This window comes from Allobosea sp. GW821-FHT09G06 (genome assembly GCF_059416005.1).
In genome coordinates, this window is record NZ_JBWKOI010000002.1 from 1,067,615 (window position 1) to 1,090,565 (window position 22,951).

At 67.8% G+C, this 22,951-nt stretch carries 24 protein-coding genes; 16 read left to right on the forward strand and 8 right to left on the reverse strand.

From position 1 onward, the window contains the following. The first annotated feature begins 14 nt into the window (after positions 1-14). The 4 genes from AC07NY_RS15220 (at position 15) to AC07NY_RS15235 (ending at position 3,220) form a co-directional block, all read left to right on the forward strand. Positions 15-1,169, forward strand: coding sequence for an ABC transporter ATP-binding protein (locus AC07NY_RS15220; protein ID WP_494584522.1), 1,155 nt, complete (start codon positions 15-17; stop codon positions 1,167-1,169). Next, the gene (locus AC07NY_RS15225) at positions 1,166-2,068 is read left to right on the forward strand and encodes an ABC transporter permease (protein WP_494584523.1); all 903 of its coding nucleotides are present in this window, start codon (positions 1,166-1,168) and stop codon (positions 2,066-2,068) included. Before AC07NY_RS15220 ends, AC07NY_RS15225 begins: the two co-directional genes overlap by 4 nt. Then, complete coding sequence (locus tag AC07NY_RS15230) at positions 2,065-2,853, forward strand: ABC transporter permease (RefSeq protein ID WP_492284051.1); 789 nt, start codon at positions 2,065-2,067, stop codon at positions 2,851-2,853. Before AC07NY_RS15225 ends, AC07NY_RS15230 begins: the two co-directional genes overlap by 4 nt. Positions 2,854-2,950: 97 nt before the next feature. Continuing rightward, positions 2,951-3,220, forward strand: a complete 270-nt coding sequence (locus tag AC07NY_RS15235) for a hypothetical protein (protein WP_494584524.1) — start codon at positions 2,951-2,953, stop codon at positions 3,218-3,220. Positions 3,221-3,283: 63 nt separating this feature from the next. Here AC07NY_RS15235 and scpA read toward each other — a convergent pair whose 3' ends face one another. The 5 genes from scpA to AC07NY_RS15260 all read right to left on the reverse strand — a co-directional run bounded on the left by scpA (position 3,284) and on the right by AC07NY_RS15260 (position 9,242). Further along, positions 3,284-5,449: a methylmalonyl-CoA mutase gene (gene scpA / locus AC07NY_RS15240; protein ID WP_494584525.1), complete on the reverse strand. Its 2,166-nt coding sequence runs from the start codon at positions 5,447-5,449 to the stop codon at positions 3,284-3,286. Continuing rightward, positions 5,446-5,895, reverse strand: a complete 450-nt coding sequence (locus AC07NY_RS15245) for a hypothetical protein (RefSeq protein ID WP_494584526.1) — start codon at positions 5,893-5,895, stop codon at positions 5,446-5,448. The genes scpA and AC07NY_RS15245 overlap by 4 nt, the downstream gene beginning before the upstream one ends. Further along, positions 5,892-6,701, reverse strand: a complete 810-nt coding sequence (gene thiD / locus AC07NY_RS15250) for a bifunctional hydroxymethylpyrimidine kinase/phosphomethylpyrimidine kinase (protein ID WP_494584527.1) — start codon at positions 6,699-6,701, stop codon at positions 5,892-5,894. The genes AC07NY_RS15245 and thiD overlap by 4 nt, the downstream gene beginning before the upstream one ends. Positions 6,702-6,715: 14 nt before the next feature. Next, positions 6,716-8,689: a methylmalonyl-CoA mutase subunit beta gene (locus AC07NY_RS15255; RefSeq protein WP_494584528.1), complete on the reverse strand. Its 1,974-nt coding sequence runs from the start codon at positions 8,687-8,689 to the stop codon at positions 6,716-6,718. Between the two features lie 166 nt (positions 8,690-8,855). Then, positions 8,856-9,242 (reverse strand): DUF2267 domain-containing protein, encoded by a 387-nt coding sequence (locus tag AC07NY_RS15260; RefSeq protein ID WP_336809463.1) that lies wholly within the window; start codon positions 9,240-9,242, stop codon positions 8,856-8,858. A gap of 157 nt (positions 9,243-9,399) precedes the next feature. Between AC07NY_RS15260 and AC07NY_RS15265 the strand changes: the two genes are divergently transcribed. Next, complete coding sequence (locus AC07NY_RS15265; RefSeq protein WP_494584529.1) at positions 9,400-10,944, forward strand: helicase HerA-like domain-containing protein; 1,545 nt, start codon at positions 9,400-9,402, stop codon at positions 10,942-10,944. 115 nt (positions 10,945-11,059) lie between these two features. Here AC07NY_RS15265 and AC07NY_RS15270 read toward each other — a convergent pair whose 3' ends face one another. Next, entirely contained in the window at positions 11,060-12,403 is a 1,344-nt protein-coding gene (locus AC07NY_RS15270) for an Nramp family divalent metal transporter (RefSeq protein ID WP_494584530.1), read from the reverse strand. 193 nt (positions 12,404-12,596) lie between these two features. Between AC07NY_RS15270 and AC07NY_RS15275 the strand changes: the two genes are divergently transcribed. From AC07NY_RS15275 to AC07NY_RS15310, 8 genes are all read left to right on the forward strand, one after another. After that, the gene (locus tag AC07NY_RS15275; RefSeq protein WP_494584531.1) at positions 12,597-13,979 is read left to right on the forward strand and encodes a M20/M25/M40 family metallo-hydrolase; all 1,383 of its coding nucleotides are present in this window, start codon (positions 12,597-12,599) and stop codon (positions 13,977-13,979) included. Beyond that, positions 13,976-14,557 carry an LOG family protein gene (locus AC07NY_RS15280; RefSeq protein WP_199087584.1) on the forward strand — a complete coding sequence of 194 codons (582 nt, stop codon included), beginning with the start codon at positions 13,976-13,978 and terminating at the stop codon, positions 14,555-14,557. Before AC07NY_RS15275 ends, AC07NY_RS15280 begins: the two co-directional genes overlap by 4 nt. 157 nt (positions 14,558-14,714) lie before the next feature. Then, positions 14,715-15,116, forward strand: coding sequence for a hypothetical protein (locus AC07NY_RS15285; protein WP_494584532.1), 402 nt, complete (start codon positions 14,715-14,717; stop codon positions 15,114-15,116). Next, on the forward strand, positions 15,094-16,356 hold the full coding sequence (locus tag AC07NY_RS15290) for a DNA-packaging protein (protein WP_494584533.1): 1,263 nt from the start codon (positions 15,094-15,096) through the stop codon (positions 16,354-16,356). The genes AC07NY_RS15285 and AC07NY_RS15290 overlap by 23 nt, the downstream gene beginning before the upstream one ends. A gap of 130 nt (positions 16,357-16,486) precedes the next feature. Further along, positions 16,487-17,668 (forward strand): phage portal protein, encoded by a 1,182-nt coding sequence (locus AC07NY_RS15295; protein ID WP_494584534.1) that lies wholly within the window; start codon positions 16,487-16,489, stop codon positions 17,666-17,668. Further along, positions 17,665-17,865 carry a hypothetical protein gene (locus AC07NY_RS15300; RefSeq protein ID WP_170843290.1) on the forward strand — a complete coding sequence of 67 codons (201 nt, stop codon included), beginning with the start codon at positions 17,665-17,667 and terminating at the stop codon, positions 17,863-17,865. The genes AC07NY_RS15295 and AC07NY_RS15300 overlap by 4 nt, the downstream gene beginning before the upstream one ends. Before the next feature lie 172 nt (positions 17,866-18,037). After that, a complete protein-coding gene (locus AC07NY_RS15305) occupies positions 18,038-18,547 on the forward strand; it encodes an HK97 family phage prohead protease (protein ID WP_494584535.1) in 510 nt (169 codons plus the stop codon). A gap of 21 nt (positions 18,548-18,568) precedes the next feature. Continuing rightward, complete coding sequence (locus tag AC07NY_RS15310) at positions 18,569-19,813, forward strand: phage major capsid protein (protein ID WP_494584536.1); 1,245 nt, start codon at positions 18,569-18,571, stop codon at positions 19,811-19,813. Between the two features lie 6 nt (positions 19,814-19,819). Here AC07NY_RS15310 and AC07NY_RS15315 read toward each other — a convergent pair whose 3' ends face one another. Both AC07NY_RS15315 and AC07NY_RS15320 read right to left on the reverse strand, forming a co-directional pair. Beyond that, a complete protein-coding gene (locus AC07NY_RS15315; protein WP_492284037.1) occupies positions 19,820-20,665 on the reverse strand; it encodes a S1 family peptidase in 846 nt (281 codons plus the stop codon). 63 nt (positions 20,666-20,728) lie between these two features. Further along, a complete protein-coding gene (locus AC07NY_RS15320) occupies positions 20,729-21,505 on the reverse strand; it encodes a S1 family peptidase (protein WP_492284036.1) in 777 nt (258 codons plus the stop codon). A gap of 114 nt (positions 21,506-21,619) precedes the next feature. Here AC07NY_RS15320 and AC07NY_RS15325 point away from each other — a divergent pair, with 114 nt between their 5' ends. From AC07NY_RS15325 to AC07NY_RS15335, 3 genes are read left to right on the forward strand one after another with little or no spacing between them, the layout of a single operon-like run. Next, positions 21,620-22,189, forward strand: a complete 570-nt coding sequence (locus tag AC07NY_RS15325) for a head-tail connector protein (RefSeq protein ID WP_494584537.1) — start codon at positions 21,620-21,622, stop codon at positions 22,187-22,189. A gap of 2 nt (positions 22,190-22,191) precedes the next feature. Continuing rightward, a complete protein-coding gene (locus AC07NY_RS15330) occupies positions 22,192-22,527 on the forward strand; it encodes a phage head closure protein (protein WP_494584538.1) in 336 nt (111 codons plus the stop codon). Continuing rightward, positions 22,524-22,934, forward strand: a complete 411-nt coding sequence (locus tag AC07NY_RS15335; protein ID WP_494584539.1) for a DUF3168 domain-containing protein — start codon at positions 22,524-22,526, stop codon at positions 22,932-22,934. The genes AC07NY_RS15330 and AC07NY_RS15335 overlap by 4 nt, the downstream gene beginning before the upstream one ends. Positions 22,935-22,951: the final 17 nt, after the last annotated feature.

Consider the following 22,951-nt stretch of genomic DNA (forward strand, 5'->3'; position numbering starts at 1 on the left):
AGGTCGCGAGTACCATGAAGAAGACCTCGCCCGGCAGCGTGCGCCGGGCCTTCCAGCCCTGGAACGACCCGGCGGCGAAGCCGCTCGTCGCGTTCCAGGGCGTGACCAAGCGCTTCGGCGGCGTCACCGCGGTGGGCGACCTTTCGCTTTCGCTCTATCCGCGCGAATTCTTCGCGCTGCTCGGGCCATCCGGCTGCGGCAAGACCACGCTGATGCGCATGCTTGCCGGCTTCGAGACGCCCGATTCCGGCACGATCCTGCTCGACGGGCAGGACATCACCGGCATCCCGCCGCATCTGCGGCCGATCAACATGATGTTCCAGTCCTATGCGCTGTTCCCGCATCTCAGCGTGGCCGGCAACATTGCGTATGGGCTGAAGCGGGAAGGGCTGCCGCGCGCCGAGATCGACCGGCGCGTCGAGGAGATGCTGGCGCTGGTCAAACTCTCCGGCCTTGGCGGCCGCAAGCCGCACCAGCTCTCCGGCGGCCAGCGTCAGCGCGTCGCGCTCGCCCGCTCGCTGGCCAAGCGGCCGAAGCTGTTGCTGCTGGACGAGCCGATGGCGGCGCTCGACAAGAAGCTGCGCGAGCAGACCCAATTCGAATTGATGGACCTGCAGAGCGAGCTCGGCCTCACCTTCATGGTCGTCACCCACGACCAGGACGAGGCCATGACCATGGCCGACCGCATGGCGGTGATGGATCATGGCAAGCTCGTCCAGATCGGCCCGCCGGATGTGATCTACGAGGCGCCGGCCAATCGTCACGTCGCGGAATTCGTCGGCGATATCAACATCTTCGAGGGCCGGATCGCTGCCGTCGAAGGCGAACTGATCCGGGCCGAGATGCCGCATGTCGGCACCATCGAGCTCGACGAGGAGGCGCCGGCCCTGAAGCCGGGCGAGCCGCTCGTCGTCGGCATTCGGCCGGAGAAGATTGAGATCGGCCATGACGAGCCGGTGCAGACGATCAATAAGGTCGCGGGCGAGATCTGGGATATCGGCTATCTCGGCGATTTCACCATGATCCAGGTGATGCTGGGTGGTGAGGGCGGTCAGCTCGTCAAGGTCGCGCTCGCCAATCGCACGCGCCGACTGGCCCGGCCCTTCGCCTGGGACGACAAGGTCTGGCTCTCCTGGGATGTCGAGGCCGGCGTGGTGCTGCCGCCATGAGTGCGGTCGCCTCGCTGCAGCGGCTGCGGCGCCTCGTCGTGGCCGTGCCCTATCTCTGGCTAGCGCTGTTCTTCCTCGCACCCTTCGCCATCGTGCTGCGCATGGCCTTCTCGCAGGCCGCGACGGCCCTGCCGCCCTATGCGCCGCATTGGGAAGGTCTTGCCCAGCTCGGTGAATTCCTCTCCCAGCTCGACCTCGCGAATTTCAGCCTGCTCGGCGACGACGCGCTCTACTGGCAGAGCTATCTCTATTCCCTGCGCATCGCGGCGCTGACCACCGTCTTCGCGCTCGCGATCGGCTATCCGCTTGCCTACGCGATGGCATCAGTGCCCGCACGCTGGCGCGGCCTGCTGCTGGTCTTCGCCATCCTGCCGTTCTGGACCTCCTTCCTGATCCGCGTCTACGCCTGGATCGGCATCTTGAGGCCGGAAGGATTGCTCGATGCGGCTCTTGGCTTGCTCGGCTTCGAGGGCGAGCCGCTGCGCCTGCTCAATACCGAGACGGCGGTGCTCCTCGGCATGGTCTATTCCTATCTGCCCTTCATGGTGCTGCCGCTTTTCGCGACGCTGGAGAAGCTCGATCGCGGTCTGCTGGAGGCGGCCGCCGATCTCGGAGCCACGCCAGTCACGGCCTTCCTGACGGTGACGCTGCCGCTCTCGCTACCCGGTATCCTGGCCGGCTCGGCGCTGGTCTTCATCCCGGCGGTCGGCGAGTTCGTCATCCCCGATCTGCTCGGCGGCCCCGATACCGTGATGATCGGCAAGGTGCTGTGGAGCGAATTCTTCTCGAACCGCGACTGGCCCTTGGCTTCGGCGGTGGCGGTCGTGCTGCTGGTCGTGCTGGTGCTGCCACTCGTCCTGCTTCAGCGTGCTCGCCTGAGCCGCGAGGGGGCGGCATGAGCCGGCTCGGCCCCGGATTGATCCTCGCGCTGATCGTCGGCTTCGCCTTCCTCTACCTGCCGATCCTGACGTTGATCGCCTATTCCTTCAACGCTTCGCGGCTGGTGACGGTCTGGGGCGGCTTCTCGACGCATTGGTACGGCGCGCTGATGCAGAACCAGCCGCTGCTCGACGCCGCCTGGTTGTCGATCCGCCTCGGCTTCGTCTCGGCGACATTGGCGACGGTCCTCGGCACGCTGGCGGCGCTGGCTCTGGCGCGGCATGGCCGCTTCATCGGGCGCACGATGTTTTCCGGCATGGTGCTGGCGCCGCTCGTCATGCCCGAGGTGGTGACGGGCCTGTCGCTGCTGCTTCTCTTCGTGGCTGTCGATGTCGAGCGCGGCTTCTGGACGGTCACGATCGCCCACGCGACCTTCAGCCTCGGCTTCGCCTGCATCGTCGTGCAGTCGCGGCTCGCCGGTTTCGACCGCTCGCTGGAGGAGGCGGCGCAGGATCTCGGCGCCACGCCCTTCGTCACCTTCTGGACCGTGACCCTGCCGCTGATCTGGCCGGCGGTGGCGGCTGCCTGGATGCTCGCTTTCACGCTCTCGCTCGACGATCTCGTCATCGCGAGCTTCACGACGGGGCCCGGCGCGACGACGCTGCCGATGAGGCTCTATTCGGCGGTGAAGCTCGGCGTTTCCCCCGAGATCAACGCCGCCTGCACGATCATGATCGGCGCCGTCGCCGTCGTCGTGATCGCCGCTTCGCTGCTTTTGAAGCGCGAGCAATTGGCCGGCAGTTAAACGGCGGCTGAACGGCGCCCTCAAAGCCCGTTCAGCCAGAACCTGCGAATGTCCGATCCGTGGCAGGGCGATCCCTGCCGGAACAGGACATGAGACCATGTTTGGCAATCGCGCCCGGATCGGTTTGGCAGCGCTCGCGCTCAGCGGCGCCGTGCTCGCAGCCTCGGCTTTCGCCGGAGCGGGCGAAGCGAAGGCCTTCGGCGGCTATGAGCGCTCCTACGATCGCCCGGCCTACGGCTATGGCTGGCGCCCGGCGCCGCCCGCCGTCCACGGCTTCTGGGGCCAGCGCCGCTGGCATCGCTACTATGACGGTTACGGCACGCGGCCGCCTCCGCCGCGCTACGGCTATGGTTACGGCTGGCAGTAAGTGTCGCCACGTCGGTCGTGATCATGGGGCAGGCGCTGCCGGCTGGCAGCGCCCGCCTTCCTTTTATTCCGCTGCCGTCCGCTGGGCGTAGCCGAGGCGCTGGTTGAGTTCCTGCAGCAGTTTCTCGGCGGCGTCGGCGATGACGGTGCCGGGCGGGAAGATCGCCGAGGCGCCGGCTTGGATCAGCGCGTCGAAATCCTGGGGCGGGATGACGCCGCCGACCACGATCATGATGTCGGGGCGGCCGGCCTTGGCCAGCGCCGCCTTCAGCTCCGGCACCAGCGTCAGATGTCCGGCCGCGAGCGACGAGACGCCGACGATGTGGACGTCGTTCTCGACCGCTTGTCGCGCCGCCTCGTCCGGCGTCGCGAAGAGCGGGCCGATATCGACGTCGAAGCCGAGATCGGCGAAGGCCGAGGCGATGACCTTCTGGCCACGATCGTGCCCGTCCTGCCCCATCTTGGCGACGAGGATGCGCGGGCGGCGCCCATCCGCTTCCTCGAAATCCTGGCATAGCAGCTGGACGCGCGTCACGGCTGGGTTCATCTCGCCGACCTCCCGCTTGTAGACGCCCGAGATCGCCTTGATCTCGGCCCGGTGGCGCCCGAAGACCTGCTCCATCGCCATGGAAATCTCGCCGACAGTGGCCTTGGCACGGGCGGCCTTGACCGCGAGATCGAGCAGGTTGGCATTGCCGGCCGCGCCATTGGTCAGCGCGGTCAGCGCGGCCTGCACTTCGGTCTCGTTGCGCTCGGCCTTGAGGCGTCTGAGCTTGTCCAGCTGCTGGGCGCGCACCGCGGCATTGTCGACCTTAAGCACGTCGATCGTCGCTTCGTTGTCGGGCTTGTAGCAGTTGACGCCGATGATGGCTTGCTGGCCGCCATCAATGCGGGCCTGGGTTTTGGCGGCCGCCTCTTCGATGCGGAGTTTCGGGATGCCGGCCTCGATCGCCTTGGCCATGCCGCCGAGCTTTTCGACCTCCTGGATATGGCCCCAGGCCTTCTCCGCCAGCTCGGCGGTCAGACGCTCGACATAATAAGAGCCGCCCCACGGGTCGATGATCCGTGTCGTGCCGCTCTCCTGCTGCAGCAGGATCTGGGTGTTGCGGGCGATGCGGGCCGAGAAATCGGTCGGCAGCGCCAGGGCCTCGTCGAGCGCGTTGGTGTGCAGCGACTGGGTATGGCCTTGAGTGGCCGCCATCGCCTCGATCATCGTGCGCGGCACGTTGTTGAACACATCCTGCGCCGTCAGCGACCAGCCCGACGTCTGGCAATGGGTCCGCAGCGGCAGGGACTTCTCGTTCTGCGCCCCGAAATCCTTGACCAGCTTCGCCCAGATCAGGCGCGCGGCGCGCATCTTGGCGACTTCCATGAAGAAGTTCATGCCGATCGCCCAGAAGAAGGACAGGCGCGGTGCGAACACGTCGACCGAGAGCCCCGCGCGCTGGCCGGCACGGATATACTCGACGCCGTCGGCCAGCGTGTAGCCGAGCTCGAGGTCCTGCGTCGCCCCGGCCTCCTGCATGTGGTAGCCGGAAATCGAGATCGAGTTGAATTTCGGCATGTTCGCCGAGGTGAAGGCGAAGATGTCGCCGATGATCCGCATCGAGGGCGAGGGCGGGTAGATATAGGTGTTGCGGACCATGAACTCCTTGAGGATGTCGTTCTGGATGGTCCCCGAGAGCTTGGCCTGCGGCACGCCCTGTTCTTCCGCCGCGACGATATAGAGCGCCAGCACCGGCAGTACGGCGCCGTTCATCGTCATCGACACGCTCATCTGGTCGAGCGGGATGCCGGAGAACAGCGTCCGCATGTCGTAGATCGAGTCGATCGCGACGCCGGCCATGCCGACATCGCCGCCGACACGCGGATGGTCGCTGTCATAGCCGCGATGGGTGGCGAGGTCGAAGGCGACCGAGAGCCCCTTCTGCCCGGCGGCGAGATTGCGCCGGTAGAAGGCGTTGGAATCCTCGGCCGTGGAGAAGCCGGCATATTGCCGGATCGTCCAGGGCTGGTTGACATACATGGTCGGGTAGGGGCCGCGCAGATAGGGCGCGATGCCCGGCAGCGTCTCGACAAAGGGCAGGCCGTCACGGTCGGCGGCGGTGTAGACCGGCTTGACCGGGATATCTTCGGGCGTTTGCCAGGCTTCGCCGGTGGGCAGCGCGCCCTGCGCAGGCCGTGCCGATCCGGCGAAGGACAGCTTCGTGAAATCCGGGATCGCGGTCATGCCCGTGCCTCCAGTTTCGCCAAGGTCCGGCGCCGTTTCGCCAGCGCCGCTTCGAGTTTTCTGCGCTTGTCCGACCGGGCGTCGCTCTTGTCGTTGTCGCTAAAGTCGAGCCCGCCGATATGGCCTTCAAAGAGGATCGCCAGAAGCAGGGAGACGATGATCACCGGAATCCAGAGCGTATAGCGACCAAGCCACCAGGCAAACGCCGCCGTGCCGAGGCAGGCTGCTGCGACGGCGAGCGGATGATACATGAAATAGTGCAGTTTCGCCGCGACCCCGATCAGCAAGAGGGCAATCAGGCCCACGGCGACCAGCATATCGATAATGGCCCTGCGCCAGAGCTGGCCGTCCGTATGCTCCAGTAACGCGATTTCGCGCCGCAATCTTTCGATGCGGCGCCGACGCAGCACCGAGAGAGGACCGGACGAGGCCGCCATCGCGCTCACGCCTTGTCCCACCAATGGTGGAAATGGTGCACCGGTCCGTGGCCGTGGCCAACCGCGACCTGATCGGCCGCGGCGATGGCGGCGGAGATATAGGTCTTGGCGTGGCCGACGGCCTCCGGAAGCTCCAATCCCTTGGCGAGATTGGCCGCGATGGCTGAGGAGAGCGTGCAGCCCGTGCCGTGCGTGTTGCGCGTCGCGAGGCGGGGCGCGTTGAAGCGCTGGCGTGCACCGCCCGCGAGCAGCAGGAGGTCGCTGCTGATCTCGCCGGTGCCGTGACCGCCCTTGACCAGCACATTGGCGGCGCCCAGCGCCGCGAGCTTCTCGGCCTGCTCGTCCATCGCCTGATCGGTCTCGGCCAGGCTCGAGCCGAGCAGGGCGGCGGCTTCCGGCAGGTTCGGCGTGATCAGGGTCGCCAATGGGAAGAGATGCGTGCGGATTGCGTCTACCGCCGATGTTTCGAGCAGCCGCGCGCCGGAGGCCGCGATCATGACGGGATCGAGCACGACGTTTTTCGCGCCATGGCGCTTCAGGCCGGCCGCGACGGTCTCGATCAGCTCTGCCGTCGCCAGCATGCCGATCTTGACCGCGCCGACGTCGAGGTCCTCGAAGACGGCGTCCATCTGCTGGGCGACGAAATCGCGCGGCACGGCATGGATGGCGCTGACGCCTTTCGTATTCTGCGCGGTCAGCGCGACGATGACGCTGGCGCCATAGACCTGATGCGCGGCGAACGTTTTGAGATCGGCCTGGATACCGGCGCCGCCGCTCGAATCCGAACCGGCGATGGTGAGGGCGATGGCAGTCAAACTCTTGTCTCCGGTCAGGCGCCTGTGAGGGCCTGCGCTTGCGTGAGCGTCTCCACCACGTCGCAGCCCATGTAGATGAATGTGGTGACGCCGGCCTTGTTCAACGACTCGCTTTCGGCCGGGCGCCCGGCGAGCCAGACCGTCGCTCCAGCCTTCGTAAGCGCTTCGGCTGCTGCGGCGCCTTCGGCAGCATAGGCAGCGTCTGAGCCGCAGAGGCAGGCGAGCTTCGCGCCCGAGGCGCGGAAGGCGCCAACAAGAGCGTCGAGATCGGTAGAGCCATCCTTGGCGAAGCCATCGCCGCTGGGGGCGGCAAGGCCGCCGGCCTCGAACAGGTTGCGGGCGAAGCCGGCGCGAGGGGTGAAATCGGCGATCGGGCCGAGCGTCGCCAGGAAGACGACCGGGCGCTGCGGCTGGGCATCGGCCTTGTCGCGCAAAGCCTCGAACGGTTCCGCCAACCGGAGCGAGGGCAGGGGCTCGGCGCGCAGGCCGGCGGTGGGGGCAGCCAGCGCATCGGCCCGGCCGGCGCCGCCGACGAAGGACCGGATGATCTCGCCCTGGTTGCGCTCGGCGAGGCTGCCTTGCACGCGCTTGCCGTCGAGCTTGACCGGCGCGATGGCGAGCACCTTGGCCGTCTCCTCGCCGATGTTCGGGAATTCGCTGGTGCCGGTGATCGGTTCGCGGCGCGTCGCCACGGCCTTGGCGCGGGCGGTACGTTGTTCGGCGAGCGCCTTCTGGAGATGGCCGTCGACCAGCGCTGCGACGATGCCGCCGAGATCGCCGTTGCGCTGCCGTTCGATCTCTTGGAAGGCCTGCCAGCCCTGCTCGCAGAGGGTCTGCGTCAGCGTCTCGAAGCCGCCGGCACCGGCAGCGGGATCGGCGACGCGCCAGAGATTGCTCTCTTCGAGCAGGATGAGCTGGGTGTTACGGGCGACGCGGCGCGCGAAGACATCGGGCAGGCCGAGCGCGGCGGTAAAGGGCTGGACGGCGATCGAATCGGCGCCGCCGACGCCTGCCGCGAAGGCCGCGACCGTGCCGCGCAGCAGGTTGACGTTCGGATCGCGCTTCGTCAGCGAGCGCCACGCCGTTTCCGCATGGATGCGGGCGGGTTTCGGCGTCAGGCCGCAGGCTTGCTGGACGCGGTTCCAGAGCAGGCGCGCGGCGCGGAACTTGGCCACCGTCAGGAACTCGTCGGTATCCGCGACCAGCGTGAAGGCCAGCGCATCGCGGGCCTCGGACAGAGTCATGCCCTGTGCTTCGAGCGCGCGCAGATAGGCAACCGACGTGGCAAGCACCGCGCCGAGTTCCTGCGCCTCGCTCGCGCCGGCCTCATGATAGGGGCGGCCGTCGACCTCGATGAACGGCCCGGCGAAGCCATGCTCCTTGAGCGTACGGATCGTCGCCGTCAGCCGGCGCCCGAGCTCGGGCCAGGGTGCCGCGAGCGAGCCGCGGCTGGCGAAGACGCCGATCGGATCAAGCCCGAACGAGACGGAGACTTCGCCGGGTGCATGGCCGCGCTTCTCGATCAGGGCGGCCAGCAGCAAGGCATTGATCCGGCCTTGCGGGGCCGGATCGAGCCGCAGATGGATCAGGTCCAGCATCACGCCGTCAAGCGCGGCGTCGAGCGTCGCGACATCGTCGGCGATCAGGCCGTAGCCGCGCGCCGCCAACGCCCCGGCAAAGCTGATGGTGAGCGTGTCGGCACCCCCTTCGAGGTCGGCGAGGGCGAGCGCCCGCGCCTCGCCCGGCTGCGGATGGTCGAGCCTGCCCGCGACATGCCAGCGCCCGGTCTCGGCACGCAGGGCGCGCTGGGGCGCCGCGGCGGCGGGATAGAGCGGTTCGATGCGGATGCCATCGGCGGTGCGGCCGACGAGCTTCTTCTCGAAATCGGCACCCTTCAGGACCTTGTCGACCGCTGAGCGCCAGGCGTCATGCGACGGCGCCGCGAAAGCGTCGAGATAGGGAAGGTCGGATGGGGCAGCCGAGTTCATGCGCGCCGATACTCCTCTTCCGCATAGTGTGCAGCCGTGGAGCGCTGATTGCCATGGGCGCGCGCGCACCGCCATCCCTACTTCGTCGCAAGACAGGTGCGAGAATGCAAAAACGCCGCAGCGCTATCCTGAGACAGCGCCGCGGCGTTTGGGAATACGAGTGAGATCAGACGAACTGGCCGAGGCCCGGGATCGCGCCGACGATCGCGCCCATCGCGTCCTCACCGGCCTTCTCGCGGCCGACAGCGAACATTTCCTTCGAGACGCTCTGGATCTGGCCCATGGAGAGGCCGGCGCCCATCAGCTGGCCGCCGAGCGCCATCACGCCGCCGCCACCGCCCATCAGCCCGCCGATCGCGCCGAGCATGCCGCCCTTGGCGCCGCCTTCGGCATCGGCCAGCGCCTGCGCGCCCGGCAGAGCCGCCATCAGCTGGCCGATCTCGGCGGCCGGGCCTTCCTTCTGCAGGAAGGCGAGGATGATGCCGACCGCCTTGCGGGCGAGCTCTTCATTGATGCCGGCAACCGCGGCCACGCGCGTGAGCAACTCTTCCATGGACCTTAAACCCCTCGCCAAACGGCTTCGCCACGAAGCCTTCGAAAAATAGTTTACATGTTTACGATCTGATTTCCAACGGCCGCGGGCTTCCGCCTTCTGCGTCCTTTGGTTACACCCTTGCCGTACCGGCACGAAACCTTATGGGCGAATTTCAATGGCGAATGACGGCGCGATTCTGATCGGCAAGAGCGGCAAGCCTGAAAACCTCCTGCTGAAGCTCGCCAATCGCCATGGGCTGGTGACCGGCGCGACCGGCACCGGCAAGACGGTGACGCTGCAGGTCATGGCCGAGGGCTTCGCCCGCAACGGTGTCCCGGTCTTCGCGGCCGATATCAAGGGCGATCTTTCCGGCATCGTCGCCCCCGGTGATTCCAAGCCGCCCTTCGTCAACCGGGCCAAGGAACTCGGCCTGAAATACGAGCCGGACCAGTTCTCCACCGTCTTCTGGGACGTGTTCGGCGAGCAGGGCCATCCGGTCCGCGCCACCATCTCCGAGATGGGGCCGCTGCTGCTGGCGCGCCTGCTCGACCTCAATGATACGCAGGAGGGCGTGCTCAACATCGCCTTCCGCGTCGCCGACGAGCAGAAGCTCCTCCTGCTCGACCTCAAGGACCTGCGCGCGATCCTGACCTTCATCGCGGACAATGCTAAGGAGCTGACGACGAAATACGGCAACGTCAGCGCGACAACGGTCGGCACGATCCAGCGCGCCTTGCTCGTGCTGGAGAACCAGAAGGGCGATTTGTTCTTCGGTGAGCCGGCGCTCGACATCAACGACCTGATGAAGACGGATCGCGACGGCCGCGGCATCGTCAACATCCTCGCCGCCGACAAGCTGATGAACAATCCGCGGCTCTATGCGACCTTCCTGCTCTGGCTGCTTTCCGAGCTGTTCGAGCAGCTGCCGGAAGTCGGCGACCTCGACAAGCCCAAGCTCGTCTTCTTCTTCGACGAGGCGCATCTGCTCTTCAACGGCGCGCCCAAGGCGCTGCTGACGGCGGTCGAGCAGGTGGTGCGCCTGATCCGCTCCAAGGGCGTCGGCGTCTATTTCGTGACGCAGAACCCGCTCGACATTCCCGACACGGTGCTGGCCCAGCTCGGCAACCGCGTCCAGCACGCGCTGCGCGCCTTCACCCCGCGCGACCAGAAGGCGGTGCGCGCCGCTGCCGAGACCTTCCGCCAGAACCCGAAGATCAAGACCGAGGAGGCGATCAGCCAGCTCGCAGTCGGCGAGGCGCTGATCTCGATGCTCGAAGGCAAGGGCTCGCCGGAGATGGTCGAGCGCGCCCTGATCGCGCCGCCGATGGCGCAGGTCGGCCCCTGCTCGCCGCAGCAGCGCCAGCAGGCGATCAACGCGTCGCCCGAGAAGGGCAAGTACGAGACCATGGTCGACCGCGAGTCGGCCTATGAGATTCTGATGGCGCGCAAGAACCTCAATCCGGACGGCTCGCCGGTCGAGGCGTCTACCGATGGCGGGGGCGGCGGCATCCTCGACACGATCGGCGGCTGGCTCGGCGGCGGTGCGCCCCAGCAGCGCCCGAAGACCGGGCCGGGCTCGCGCGCCGGGGCATTGCCCCAGAGCATGGCCGAGAAGATCATCACCTCGGCGGCGCGTTCGGCCGCGACCTCGATTGGCCGGCAGGTCGGCACCGCGATCCTGCGCGGGATTCTGGGTTCGATGTCGGGCGGAAAACGCTGAAGGTTGCTTACGGCGTCATTCTCGGGCGGAGCGAAGCGCAGACCCGAGAATCTCGTGACGAGAAGGCGCTGGTTTCAGAGATGCTCGGGTCAGGCCCGAGCATGACGGCGGTTCGTCACGCCCCTGTGGCGAAGTCGTAGAGCAGCTTGAGATTCAGCGCGATGATGACCGCAGCGATGATGGCTGCGGTCAGGCTCAGCCAGCGCGGCGCGACGAGCGCGCCCATCTTGGCCTTCGACGCGGTGAACATCACCAACGGCGCCACCGCGAAGGGCAATTGCAGGCTGAGAATGACCTGGCTCAGGATCAGGAGCTTGGCGGTCTGTCCCTCGCCATAGATCAGCGTGACGGCGATTGCCGGGATGATGGCGACGAGGCGCGTCACCAGCCGCCGCATCCAGGCCGGCAGGCGGATGCGCAGGAAGCCCTCCATCACGATCTGGCCGGCCATGGTCGCCGTCACCGTCGAATTCAGGCCGCAGCAGAGCAGGGCGATGGCGAAGAGCGATGGCGCGATCGAGGCACCGAGCAGCGGCTGAAGCAGCTCCTGCGCACGGCCGAGCTCGGCGACGTCCGTATGGCCCGCCTTGTGGAAGGTCGCGGCGGCGAGGATCAGGATCGACGCGTTGATGAAGAGCGCGAAGCAGAGCGCGACGGTGGAATCGATCGTCGCGAATTTCAGCGCTTCGCGCTTCTCCGGGATCGTTTCGCCGTAGGCGCGCGTCTGCACGATGCCGGAATGCAGGTAGAGGTTATGCGGCATCACCGTCGCGCCGATGATGCCGAGCGCGATGTAGAGCATGTTCGGGTTGGTCACGATCTCCGTCGTCGGCGCGAAGCCGCGGATGACCTCGCCCCAGTTAGGATCGGCCAGCGCGATCTGGATGCCGAAGCAGACCGCGATGACGCCGAGCAGCGTGATGATGAAGGCCTCGATCCAGCGGAAGCCGCGCGTCTGCAGCCAGAGGATGACGAAGACGTCGAAGGCGGTGATCAGCACGCCGATCTCGAGCGGGATGCCGAAGAGCAGGTTGAGGCCGATCGCAGTGCCGATCACCTCGGCGAGGTCGGTCGCGCAGATCGCGAGCTCGGCAAGCAGCCACAGCGGCCAGGCCATATAGGGCGGATAGGCGTCGCGGCAGGCCTGGGCGAGGTCGCGCCCGGAGGCGATGGCGAGCCGCGCGCAGAGCGACTGCAGGATGATCGCCATCAGGTTGGAGACCAGCGCGACGACGAGCAGGGTGTAGCCGTACTGGGCACCGCCGGCCAGCGAGGTCGCCCAGTTGCCGGGGTCCATGTAGCCGACGGCGACCAGATAGCCCGGCCCGAAGAAGGCGAGGAACTTGCGCCAGTTCGACGAGGTCGGCGTCACCTTGATGGTGCGGAAGACATCCATCAGCGAGGGTTCGCCGCGCGATCGAAGCCAAATCGACGAGGATTCGGGGGCGCTTTGCGACATGACGATGCCTTGCTGCAACTTGGTTGCAATAAGGGGTAACGGCTCCGTGCAGGCATGTCAATGCAATTGCAAATGGTTGGCAATTAGGTCCCCGCCGGGCTGGCGGAGCCTGCCCGTCATGCGTGAATAGGAGCTGACGCTTGCACCTGGGCTTGCCATGATGACGTCATCTGAATCGCATCCGATGGCTGCCATGACCAAGCTTCCCGCCATTCTCGCCCGTCTCGACGATGGGCTCGACGCCTCGCTCGATCGCCTCTCAACCTGGCTCGAAATCCCCTCGATCGGCACCGATCCGGCCTATAACGCACAGACCCGCGCTGCTGCCGAATGGCTGCGGGCCGATCTGGAAGGGCTCGGCTTCACGGCGGAATTGCGCGAGACCGGCGGGCACCCCGTCGTCCTCGCCCACCGCCCCAAGCCCGGCGCGCCGCATGCGCTGTTCTACGGCCATTACGACGTCCAGCCGGTCGACCCCGTCGGCCTCTGGGATACCGATCCGTTCAAGCCGGTCGTTCGCGAGCTGGAGCCCGGCCGCAAGATCATCTCCGCGCGCGGCGCCTGCGACGACAAGGGCCAGGTGATGACCTTCATCGAGGCCGTGCGCGCGACGCTGGCCGAGACCGGCGACCTGCCGATCGGCCTGACCGTCCTCGTCGAGGGCGAGGAGGAATCCGGCTCGGTCAATCTTCCAGGTTACATCAAGGCGAATGCGGCTGAGTTGAAGGCCGACTACGCGCTGGTTTGCGACACCGGTATGTGGGACCGCGAGACGCCCCTGATCACCTCGACGCTGCGCGGGATGGTCTATCAGGAGGTCACGCTGACCGCGGCCGATCGCGATCTGCATTCCGGCTTGTTCGGCGGCGCGGCCGCGAACCCGATCCATCTCCTCGCGCGCATCCTCGGCGAGATCCACGACGAGACCGGCCGCATCACCATTCCCGGCTTTTATGAGGGCGTGCACGAGCCGACCAATGCCCAGAAGGCGGAATGGGCCGACCTGAACCTGACCGAGAAGGAATTCCTCGGCCAGGTCGGCTTGAAGCATTCCATCGGCGAGAAGGGCCGGATGCTAATCGAGCAGATCCAGTCGCGCCCGACCTGCGACGTCAACGGCATCTGGGGTGGCTATACCGGCGAAGGCAGCAAGACGGTCATCCCGGGCCAGGCCTCGGCCAAGGTCTCGTTCCGCCTCGTCGGCGATCAGGACCCGGCGAAGATCGCCGCCGCCTTCCACCAGTTCATCCGCGAGCGCCTGCCAGAGGACGTGACCGCCGCATTCATCAGCCATTCCGGCTCGCCGGCGCTGGCGGTGCCGGTGGATTCGCCCGTGCTCCAGAAGGCGCGCATCGCGCTTGCCGATGAATGGGGCGGGCGCGTCGTCTCGATCGGCAGCGGCGGCTCGATCCCCGTCGGCGGCGACTTCAAGCGCACGCTCGGTATCGACACGCTCTTCGTCGGCTTCGGCCTCGACGACGACCGGGTCCATTCGCCGAACGAGAAGTACGATCTATCCTCCTTCCACAAGGGCCAGCGCTCCTGGGCCCGCATCTTGCAAGCTCTCGGTTCATGAAATCTGTCTGTGTCTTCTGCGGTTCCAATCCCGGCAATGACCCCGTCTATGCGGCGGGCGCCCGCGCCATGGGCGCGGAGATCGCCCGGCGCGGCCTGACGCTGGTCTATGGCGGCGGTGCGGTCGGCCTGATGGGCATCGTCGCCAATGCCGCGATGGAGGCCGGCGGCCAGGTCCACGGCGTTATTCCCAAGGCGCTGAAGGACAAGGAGGTCGGCCATGTCGGGCTGACCCGGCTCGAGGTCGTCGACACCATGCACACGCGCAAGGCGCGCATGGCCGAGCTCTCGGACGGCTTCATCGCCATGCCTGGCGGCATCGGCACCTTCGAGGAACTGTTCGAGATCTGGACCTGGGGCCAGCTTGGCATCCACGCCAAGCCGCTCGGCCTGCTCAATGTCGCCGGATTCTACGATCCGCTGGCAACCTTCCTCGACCGCACCGTCGAGGCGGGCTTCCTCAAGCAGAACCACCGGGCGATGGCGATGACCGACACCGAGCCGGCGACGCTGCTCGACCGGATGCAGAACTACGTGCCGGCCGCGACCTATAAATGGATCGAGAAGGAACAGGCCTGACCGTCGGCTGGATGCATCTCAGGATTGTAGGAATTTTGTCCTTGACATCGCGACGCTGATCTGATAGAGATCAGGAACGCTCACGAAATCTGCCCGAACAAAGCCGCCGCGCTCTCCAGCCGGCGGCTTTTTCGTGCCTGTCATCGGGAAGGACGCGATGGCCGAAGACGACGAGACAACGCCGCAGCTGGCCGCCGGGCCGAAGTCGAAACGGAAGACGATCTCGCGCAGGGCGGTGGTGGGCCAGCTCTGGCGTGCCGCCAAGCGCCAGATCGACACCCATGAAGAGCATCTCGCCGACCTGCCGAAAGGCACGACCGCGAGCGAGGCCGACGCCAAGGCGCTGGCCGTGCTCGCCCGCACCGTGCGCGAGCTGGTCGCGATCGAGGAGCCTCCGGCCACGAGGAAGGACAAGCGCACGGATGACCCTTCCGCTGCCGACGATCTGCGACATGTCGCACAGCTCCGTCAGGATCTTGCTCGACGTCTTGAAGCGCTGGCCGCTCAAGACGCGGGTGAGAATTCTCAAGAAGCTGATGCCGACGGCGACAGCGGATGACGTCGAGCTCATTCGCAGTACCTGGGAGATCTGGGCACGCCCTGATCAGTTGCCGCCAAAACCGTTGAAGCCGATCTGGCTCGTTCTGGGTGGTCGCGGCGCGGGCAAGACCCGCACCGGCGCAGAATGGGTCAAGGGCATGGCGCTGGGCCATCCGCCCTTCGCGGAGATGCCGACGGAGCGGATCGCCCTGGTCGGCGAAACGCAAGCGCAGGTCCGTGACGTGATGATCGAGGGCGTCTCCGGATTGCTCTCGATCCATGCGCGCTGGGAGCGGCCAACCTGGCAGCCTTCGCTGCGCCGCCTGCAATGGTCGAACGGCGCGATCGCGCAGGTCTTCACCGCCGAGGACCCGGAGGGCTTACGCGGCCCGCAATTCGGTGCCGCCTGGTCCGACGAACTGGCCAAGTGGCCGAATCTTGGGGAGTGCTGGGACATGCTGCAATTCGGCCTGCGCCTTGGCGATCATCCCCGCCAGGTCGTGACGACGACGCCGCGCCCGCTGCCATTGGTGAAGCGCCTGCTGGTCGAGCCGCATGTCGCAGTGAGCCGGGCGCGGACGCAGGACAATCGCTACAATCTCGCGGCAGAGTTCGTCCGCACGGTCACGCAGACCTATGGCGGCACGCGGCTCGGCCGGCAGGAACTCGACGGCGAGATCGTCGAGGAAAGCCCGGACGCGCTCTGGACGCGGGCCATGATCGAGGCGGCCCGCGAGCGCGAGACCCCCACGCTTGCCCGCATCGCGGTGGCCGTCGATCCGCCGGCTACCTCCTCGCAGCGGGCGGACCGTTGCGGTCTCGTCGTCGCCGGCATCGACCATGACGGGATCGGCCATGTGCTGGAGGACGCGACATTGGCCGGGGCGCGGCCGCAGGAATGGGCGGAGCGGGCGGTCGTGCTCTATCGCCGCCATGAAGCGGATGCGCTCGTCGTTGAGGTCAATCAGGGCGGCGAGATGGTCGAAAGCATCATCCGCGAGGTCGATGCCGGCGTGCCCGTCATTTCGGTGCGGGCAACGCGCGGCAAATATCTCCGCGCGGAGCCGGTCGCTGCGCTCTATGCGCAGGGACGGGTGCGCCATGCCGGGGCGTTTTCCGCGCTCGAAGATGAGATGTGCGCCTTCGGGCCGCGCGGCCTCGAGACCGGCCGCTCGCCGGACCGGCTCGACGCACTCGTCTGGGCGCTGACCCATCTGATGCTGGCGCCGAAGGCCCGGCCGCGGGTGAGGGGCATCTGATGCGTCATTCTCGGGCGGCGTGAAACGCCGACCCGAGAATCTCAGGACGAGAAGGCACTGGTTTCCGAGATGGTCGGGTCAAGCCCGACCATGACGGCAGATTGTTTCACGCTCCAACAGCGAGACATCCATGTTCGATTTTCTTCGCAGCCTGCGCGGCCGAGCCGCGCCGGGCCAGAAGCGCTCGCGCGTCGGGCCGCTGATCGCGCTGCATGAGGCGGGGCGTGCCGTCTGGACGCCCCGCGACTATGTCGCGCTCTCGCGGGAGGGTTATGAGCGCAACCCGGTCGTGCATCGCTGCATCCGCCTGATCGCGGAGGCGGCGGCGCAGACGCCGCTTGTCGCCAAGGTCGGTTCGCGCGAGGTGCCGGAGCATCCGGCGCTCGCGCTGATCGAGCGGCCCAATCCGCGCCAGGGCGGCATCGCCTTCCGCGAGATGCTCGTCGGGCACCTGCTCGTCGCCGGCAATGCCTATGTCGAGGCGGTCAGCGCCGGCCGCGAGCCGCGCGAACTCTATGCGCTCCGGCCCGACCGGATGCGCGTCGTGCCTGGTCGCGACGGCTGGCCTGAAGCCTATGACTACACGGTCGGCGGCGACACGGTCCGCTTCCGGCAGGACGAGGGCGGCCTGCCGCCGATCCTGCACCTGACGCTGTTCCACCCCGTCGACGATCATTACGGCCTGTCGCCGATCGAGCCGGCGGCGGTCGCGCTCGACATCCACAATGCCGCTGGTAGCTGGCACAAGGCCCTGCTCGACAACGCTGCGCGCCCCTCGGGCGCCCTGGTCTATGACGGCCCGGAAGGCGCGACGCTGACCGATGCGCAGTTCGAGCGGCTGAAGCAGGAGCTGGAGGACTCCTTCCAGGGCGCCCGCAATGCCGGCCGGCCGCTCCTGCTCGAAGGCGGGCTCGATTGGAAGCCGCTTTCGCTGACGCCAGCGGAGCTTGATTTCGTCGCGGCCAAGGGCGTCGCGGCTCGCGAGATCGCGCTCGCCTTTGGCGTGCCGCCGCTGCTGCTCGGCCTGCCCGGCGACAACACCCACGCCAATTTTGCCGAGGCCAATCGCGCGCTCTGGCGTCAGACGGTCATCCCGCTGGTGCGCCGCACCGCGCAGTCGCTGGCGCAATGGCTTGGGCCCGCCTTCGGCGACGAGCTGGTGCTGGAGCCCGATCTCGACGCCATCGAGGCGCTGGCCGAGGAGCGTGAATCGCTCTGGCGGCGGCTCGGTACTGCGGCTTTCCTCGACGAGGACGAGAAGCGCGAGGCCGTCGGCTATGGCCGGCGCGCCTCCGGGAAGGAGGCCTCATGAACATGCTCGAACAGGTCGTCGCGGCCTTCGTCGGCCGCGCCGATGTCGGCCATCTCGGCCTGCTGCTCTGGGCAGCGAGTGCTTCGGGGCTGGCCTGGCTCGTCCTGCGCGAGCTGACCGCAGCCAACCGGCGCTTCGATGATTTCGTCCGCGAGCTCAATCGCTTCAACGCACGCCACGAGGGGGACCCGTCATGAAAGGCAGAAACGGCGCAGCCAAGCCACCGCCCAAGGCGCCCGCGCCAGCTCGCGCGGGCAGGGCGTCACGCAGCGGCGCGCCTGTCGAGACTTTCAGTCGTTTTGTCCGTCAGCTTGCGAAGCTTGAGGACGAACGGACGAAGGGTGGCAGGGATGGCGGGGAGGGCGATCGATGATGCCGCGCAGTCCGGCCCGCGCCTCGTTCGAATCCAAGCTGCTGCCGCTCCCGCCGGCCCGGATCGGGCTGGACGGCGTCTTCGAAGGTTATGCCAGCCTCTTCCGCATCCCCGATCTGGGTAAGGACATCGTCGAGCCCGGCGCTTTCCGCGAGAGCCTGCAGCGCCGAGGACCGAGTGGCGTGAGGATGCTCTGGCAGCACGACCCGGCCGAGCCGATCGGCCGCTGGTCGAGCCTGATCGAGGATAGCCGCGGCCTGTTCGTGCGCGGCCGGCTCTCGCTGGCCGTTGCCCGCGCCCGCGAGCTCCACGCGTTGATGCGCGACGGGGCGATCGACGGGCTCTCGATCGGCTTTCGCCACGAGAAGGCCCGCACCGAGCCGCGAACCGGCCTGCGTCGGCTCGAACGCATCGATCTCTGGGAGGTGTCGATCGTGACCTTCCCCATGCTGCCCCAGGCCCGGATCGCCGCCGTCAAGGCGACGCGACCCTCCGCCTTCATCTGACCCATCACCCGAGGAGAGACCATGAGCCATCTCAACACCGCGCCCGAGACCAAGGCCGCCGGCGGCGATCTCGCGCTGGCTTTCGAGGACCTGCGTTACACGCTGGAGAACTACCGCGCCACCAACGAGGAGCGCCTCGCCGGTCTGGAGGCGCGCCAGAGCGTCGATCCGCTGACCGAGGAGAAGCTCGTCCGCATGGATGCTGCGCTCGACGATACCATGCGCCGCATCGACCGGCTGACGCTGGAGCGCGCTCGCCCGGCGCTCGGCCATGACGGTCCGCGCGATCCGCTGACAGCGGAGCACAAGGCGGCTTTCGCTTCTTACGTCCGCACCGGCGAGGCCGGCGGCCTGAAGCGGCTGGAATCCAAGGCGCTCTCTGCCGGCTCCGGCCCGGATGGCGGCTATCTCGCGCCGGCAACCGTCGAGGGCGAGATCCTGCGCCGCCTGACCAATGTCTCGCCGATCCGCTCGCTGGCCACGGTTCGCACGATCTCGTCGGGCACCTACAAGAAGGCTTTCTCGACGACTGGCCCGGCCTCCGGCTGGGTGGCCGAGACGGCGGCGCGGCCACAAGGCGCGTCGCCGACCCTGGCCGAGCTCTCCTTCCCGGCGATGGAGCTCTACGCCATGCCGGCTGCGACGCAGACGCTGCTCGACGACGCCATCGTCGATATCGACCAGTGGATCGCCGAGGAGGTCGAGAGCGCCTTCGCCGAGCAGGAAGGTGCTGCCTTCGTCACCGGCGACGGCGTCGACAAGCCCAAGGGCTTCCTGGCCTATCCGACGGTCGCAGACGCCTCCTGGAGCTGGGGCAATATCGGCGTGCTCAATACGGGCGTGGCCGGGGCCTTCCCGGCCTCCAACCCCTCCGACGTGCTGGTCGACCTCGTCTATGCGCTGAAGGCAGGCTTCCGTCAGAACGCTTCCTTCGTGATGAACCGCAAGGTTCAGGCGACGGTCCGCAAGTTCAAGGACGCCAACGGCCACTATCTCTGGCAGCCCCCGGCCTCGGCCGGCGCGCCGGCGACGCTGCTCGGCTTCCCGCTGGCTGAGGCGGAGGACATGCCGAACATCGCCAACAACGCGGTCTCGATCGCCTTCGGCGATTTCCGACGCGGCTATCTGGTCGTCGACCGGGCCGGCGTGCGCATCCTGCGCGATCCCTATTCCGCCAAGCCCTATGTGCTGTTCTACACGACCAAGCGCGTCGGCGGCGGCGTCCAGGATTTCGCGGCTATCAAGGGCCTGAAATTCGCCGTCTAGGGCTAATCAGCGCGAAAACCACCAGCTGAAGGCGGCGCGCGGCTCGGCTACCTGCTCAGGCGGCGCTTCGCTGCCGAGCGAACGTAGCCGCGCGGCGCCTTCGGCGATCCAGCTGCGATAATCGCTGACCGGCGTGATCGCAGTGAAGCCGCCGCAGATCCGGCGCGCCTGCGTCTTCAGCGGGCCGCTGGACCAGCTGACGATGCCGACGAGGTCACGCGAGCGGGCCCCGCTGCCGCGCAGCACCGGCCCGCCCGAATCGCCGCGGCAGGCGCCGGCCCCCGGCGTCTCGCCGCGGTTCTCGGCATCGACCGCGACCTTGACGGTGTTCTGCGTGGTGTAGTTGCCGGCATTGACGAGCTGCGTCTCGCGCAGCCGCCGTGCCGTGCGTTTGTTGTTCTCCGCCGACAAGCCGTAGCCTGCCATGGTGACGGTCTCGCCCTGCCAGAGGCCGCTGCCGAGCGTCAAAGGCTCGATATCGCGCGGCAGGGGCTGGGCCAGGCGCAGCAGTGCGAGGTCGGTGCCGGGTTGGGTGCGCGGCGTCGTTCCCGGCACGAAGCTCGGATGCGGCAGGACCGCGACCACCATCTGGCGGCGCGCCCGGAATTGGGTGTCGAGACTGACGACGCTGATCGAGCCGCCGCCCATCAGGCAATGGGCCGCGGTGAGCACGATCTCGGGGGCGATCACCGCGCCCGAGCAAAGCTCGCCGCGACTGGTCTCGACCCGGACGGTCGAGGCGCGGGCGCCGAGCGCGTCACGTGAATCGACACCGCCGACCACGGCGAGCGCCGGCTGAGAGGCACTGATGGCCAGGAAGCAGGCAAGAGCGAGTGACGAGCGCAAGATCATGAAACGAACCAATGGACCGGCCGATCAATCTAGGCTGTGGCGCGGCACAGTCCAGTCCTTCCGTCAGCGACCGCGTGTCCAGCGTGCGGTTTCGCCCCATTTCGACAGGGTGGAATCGATCCAGCCGCGTTGCGGCGCAACCAGAACGCCCTGGCTGAGCAGCCCGCATTGGCGCCCGGAAGGGCCGGTCGACCAGCTCGTGACGGCGACGATGCCGTCATCGCCGAAGATCGGTCCGCCGGAATCGCCCTGGCAGGCGCCGGCGCCGGGGCGCTTGCCGCCGCCGGCACCGTCGGCCGCCCAGAGCAGGATGCGGCCGGGGCCGTAGGGCTCGACCGTGGTCAGTGCTGCCGAGCGATAGGTGCCCGTGCTGCGGGCTTCGCCCTCGCGGGCGACGCCGTAGCCGGCGAGCGTCACGCTGCTGCCGGCGCGTGGCAGCGAACCGTCGACAAGGCTCGCTGCGCTGAACCGGCCGGGCAGGGGCTCTGCCAGGCGGACCAGCGCTAGGTCGATCGTGCGGCGGCGGCTGCGGATCGCGCCGGCATCGAATTCCGGATGCATCGCGACTGAAGACGGCACGACGAGGACGGGCTCGCCGCCCTGGCGCCAGTGAACGCGCAATTCCGCGCCGCCGGCGGCGCAATGCGCCGCGGTGAGGATGGCGCGCGCCGATAGGACGATGCCGGTGCAAACCCCGCCGCGGGCGTTCAGAACCATCAGGGTCGAGCCGGCTTCCGGCCCGCCTTCCTGCCCGGCGACGACGGCTCGCGCCGGCAGGCTCCCGAAGCTTGCGGCGGCGCAGGCGAGGCCGATGGCGGCGATCCGGTTGGCGATGTGCATCGGGTGCTCCTCTCCGAGAGGGCGCTGAATAGCGCGCCCGGCGCCGCAGATGAACCCTCTCGGCTGCGGCTTCGCGGTCGAATCCATGAAATCGAACGAATGAAGGGAGCGCCCATGACGCCGCTTGCCCTGGGCCCACCGGTGATGGAACCGGTGACGCTCACTGAAGCCCGCCAGTTCCTGCGCCTCGATCAGACTGACGAAGACGCCTTGCTCTCTACGCTCGTCACGGCTGCCCGCCTGATGATCGAGGCTGCGTCGGGTCGCTGCCTGATCGAACAGCCCTGGCGGATCGTACTCGACCGCTGGCCTGCCGGCGGCGAAATCCGCCTGCCGCTCTCGCCGCTGCTGCGCATCGAGGCCGCGCGCGTCTACGACGTGCTCGGCGTGGCTCAGGCTGTCGCAAACGCGGCGCTGACCATCGACAAGGCTGCCGATCCACCGGTCATCCGGCTAACGGGCGAGGTGCCCGAGATCGGCCGTGCCCATGGCGCGATCGAGATCGACGTCGCCGTCGGCTTCGGGGCAACGGCTGCGGCAGTGCCCGCGCCGCTGCGGCAGGCCGTGCTGCGTCTCGCCGCACGCTGGTTCGAGCTGCGCGGGGATGTCGCAGGGCGCGATGCTCAGGCCTTGCCTGCTGCGATCGCCGCGCTGGTCGCGCCGTTTCGTCGCGGGAGGCTCTGACGATGGCGCTGGAATCTGCTGCCATCGGCCGGATGCGGCGCCGGCTGGTGCTGGAAGCGCCGGTCGCTTCGCCGGACGGGCTGGGCGGCGCAACGCAGGTTTTCGAGGCCGTGGCCGCGCTCTGGGCGCAGGTCGAGTGGATGTCCGGCACCGAAGCCTGGCGGCAGGGCCGGCCGGAACAGTCGCGCAACTATCGCATCACGATGCGCTGGCGCGGTGACGTCGATGCCGGCCGGCGCCTGCGCGATGGCGATCGCCTGTTCGACATCCGCTCTGCCGCCGATCCCGATGGCGCGCGCCGGCGGCTTGTCTGCCTCGCCGAGGAGGTGACGCCATGAGCGACGCCATCCTGGCCCTCCGCGCTGCCGTTCAGGCGCGCCTTGTCGCAAACGCGACACTGACCACGCTGATCGGTCCCGATCGCATCTTCGACGAGGCGCCGCGCGCTGCGCGCGGGCTCTATGTCGTCCATGGCGAGGTCGAGGCACGCGACTGGTCGACCGGCAGCGACCGAGGCTGCGAGCAGGAGTTCGCGCTCGTCGTCTGGGCCGCGCAGAGCGGCTCGTCGCGGCAGGCGCTGGAAGCCGCAGGCCTGATCGCCGCGGCGCTCGATCAGGTCGACCTCACCCTGGACGGGCATGCGCTGGTCAATCTGCGCTGGCTGTCGAGCCGGCTCGCCCGCGAAACGCGCAACGGATTGCCTCAGGTGACGATCCGCTTCCGCGCCGCCACCGAAACGCTCTAGTTCGAAAAGGAGAAGCC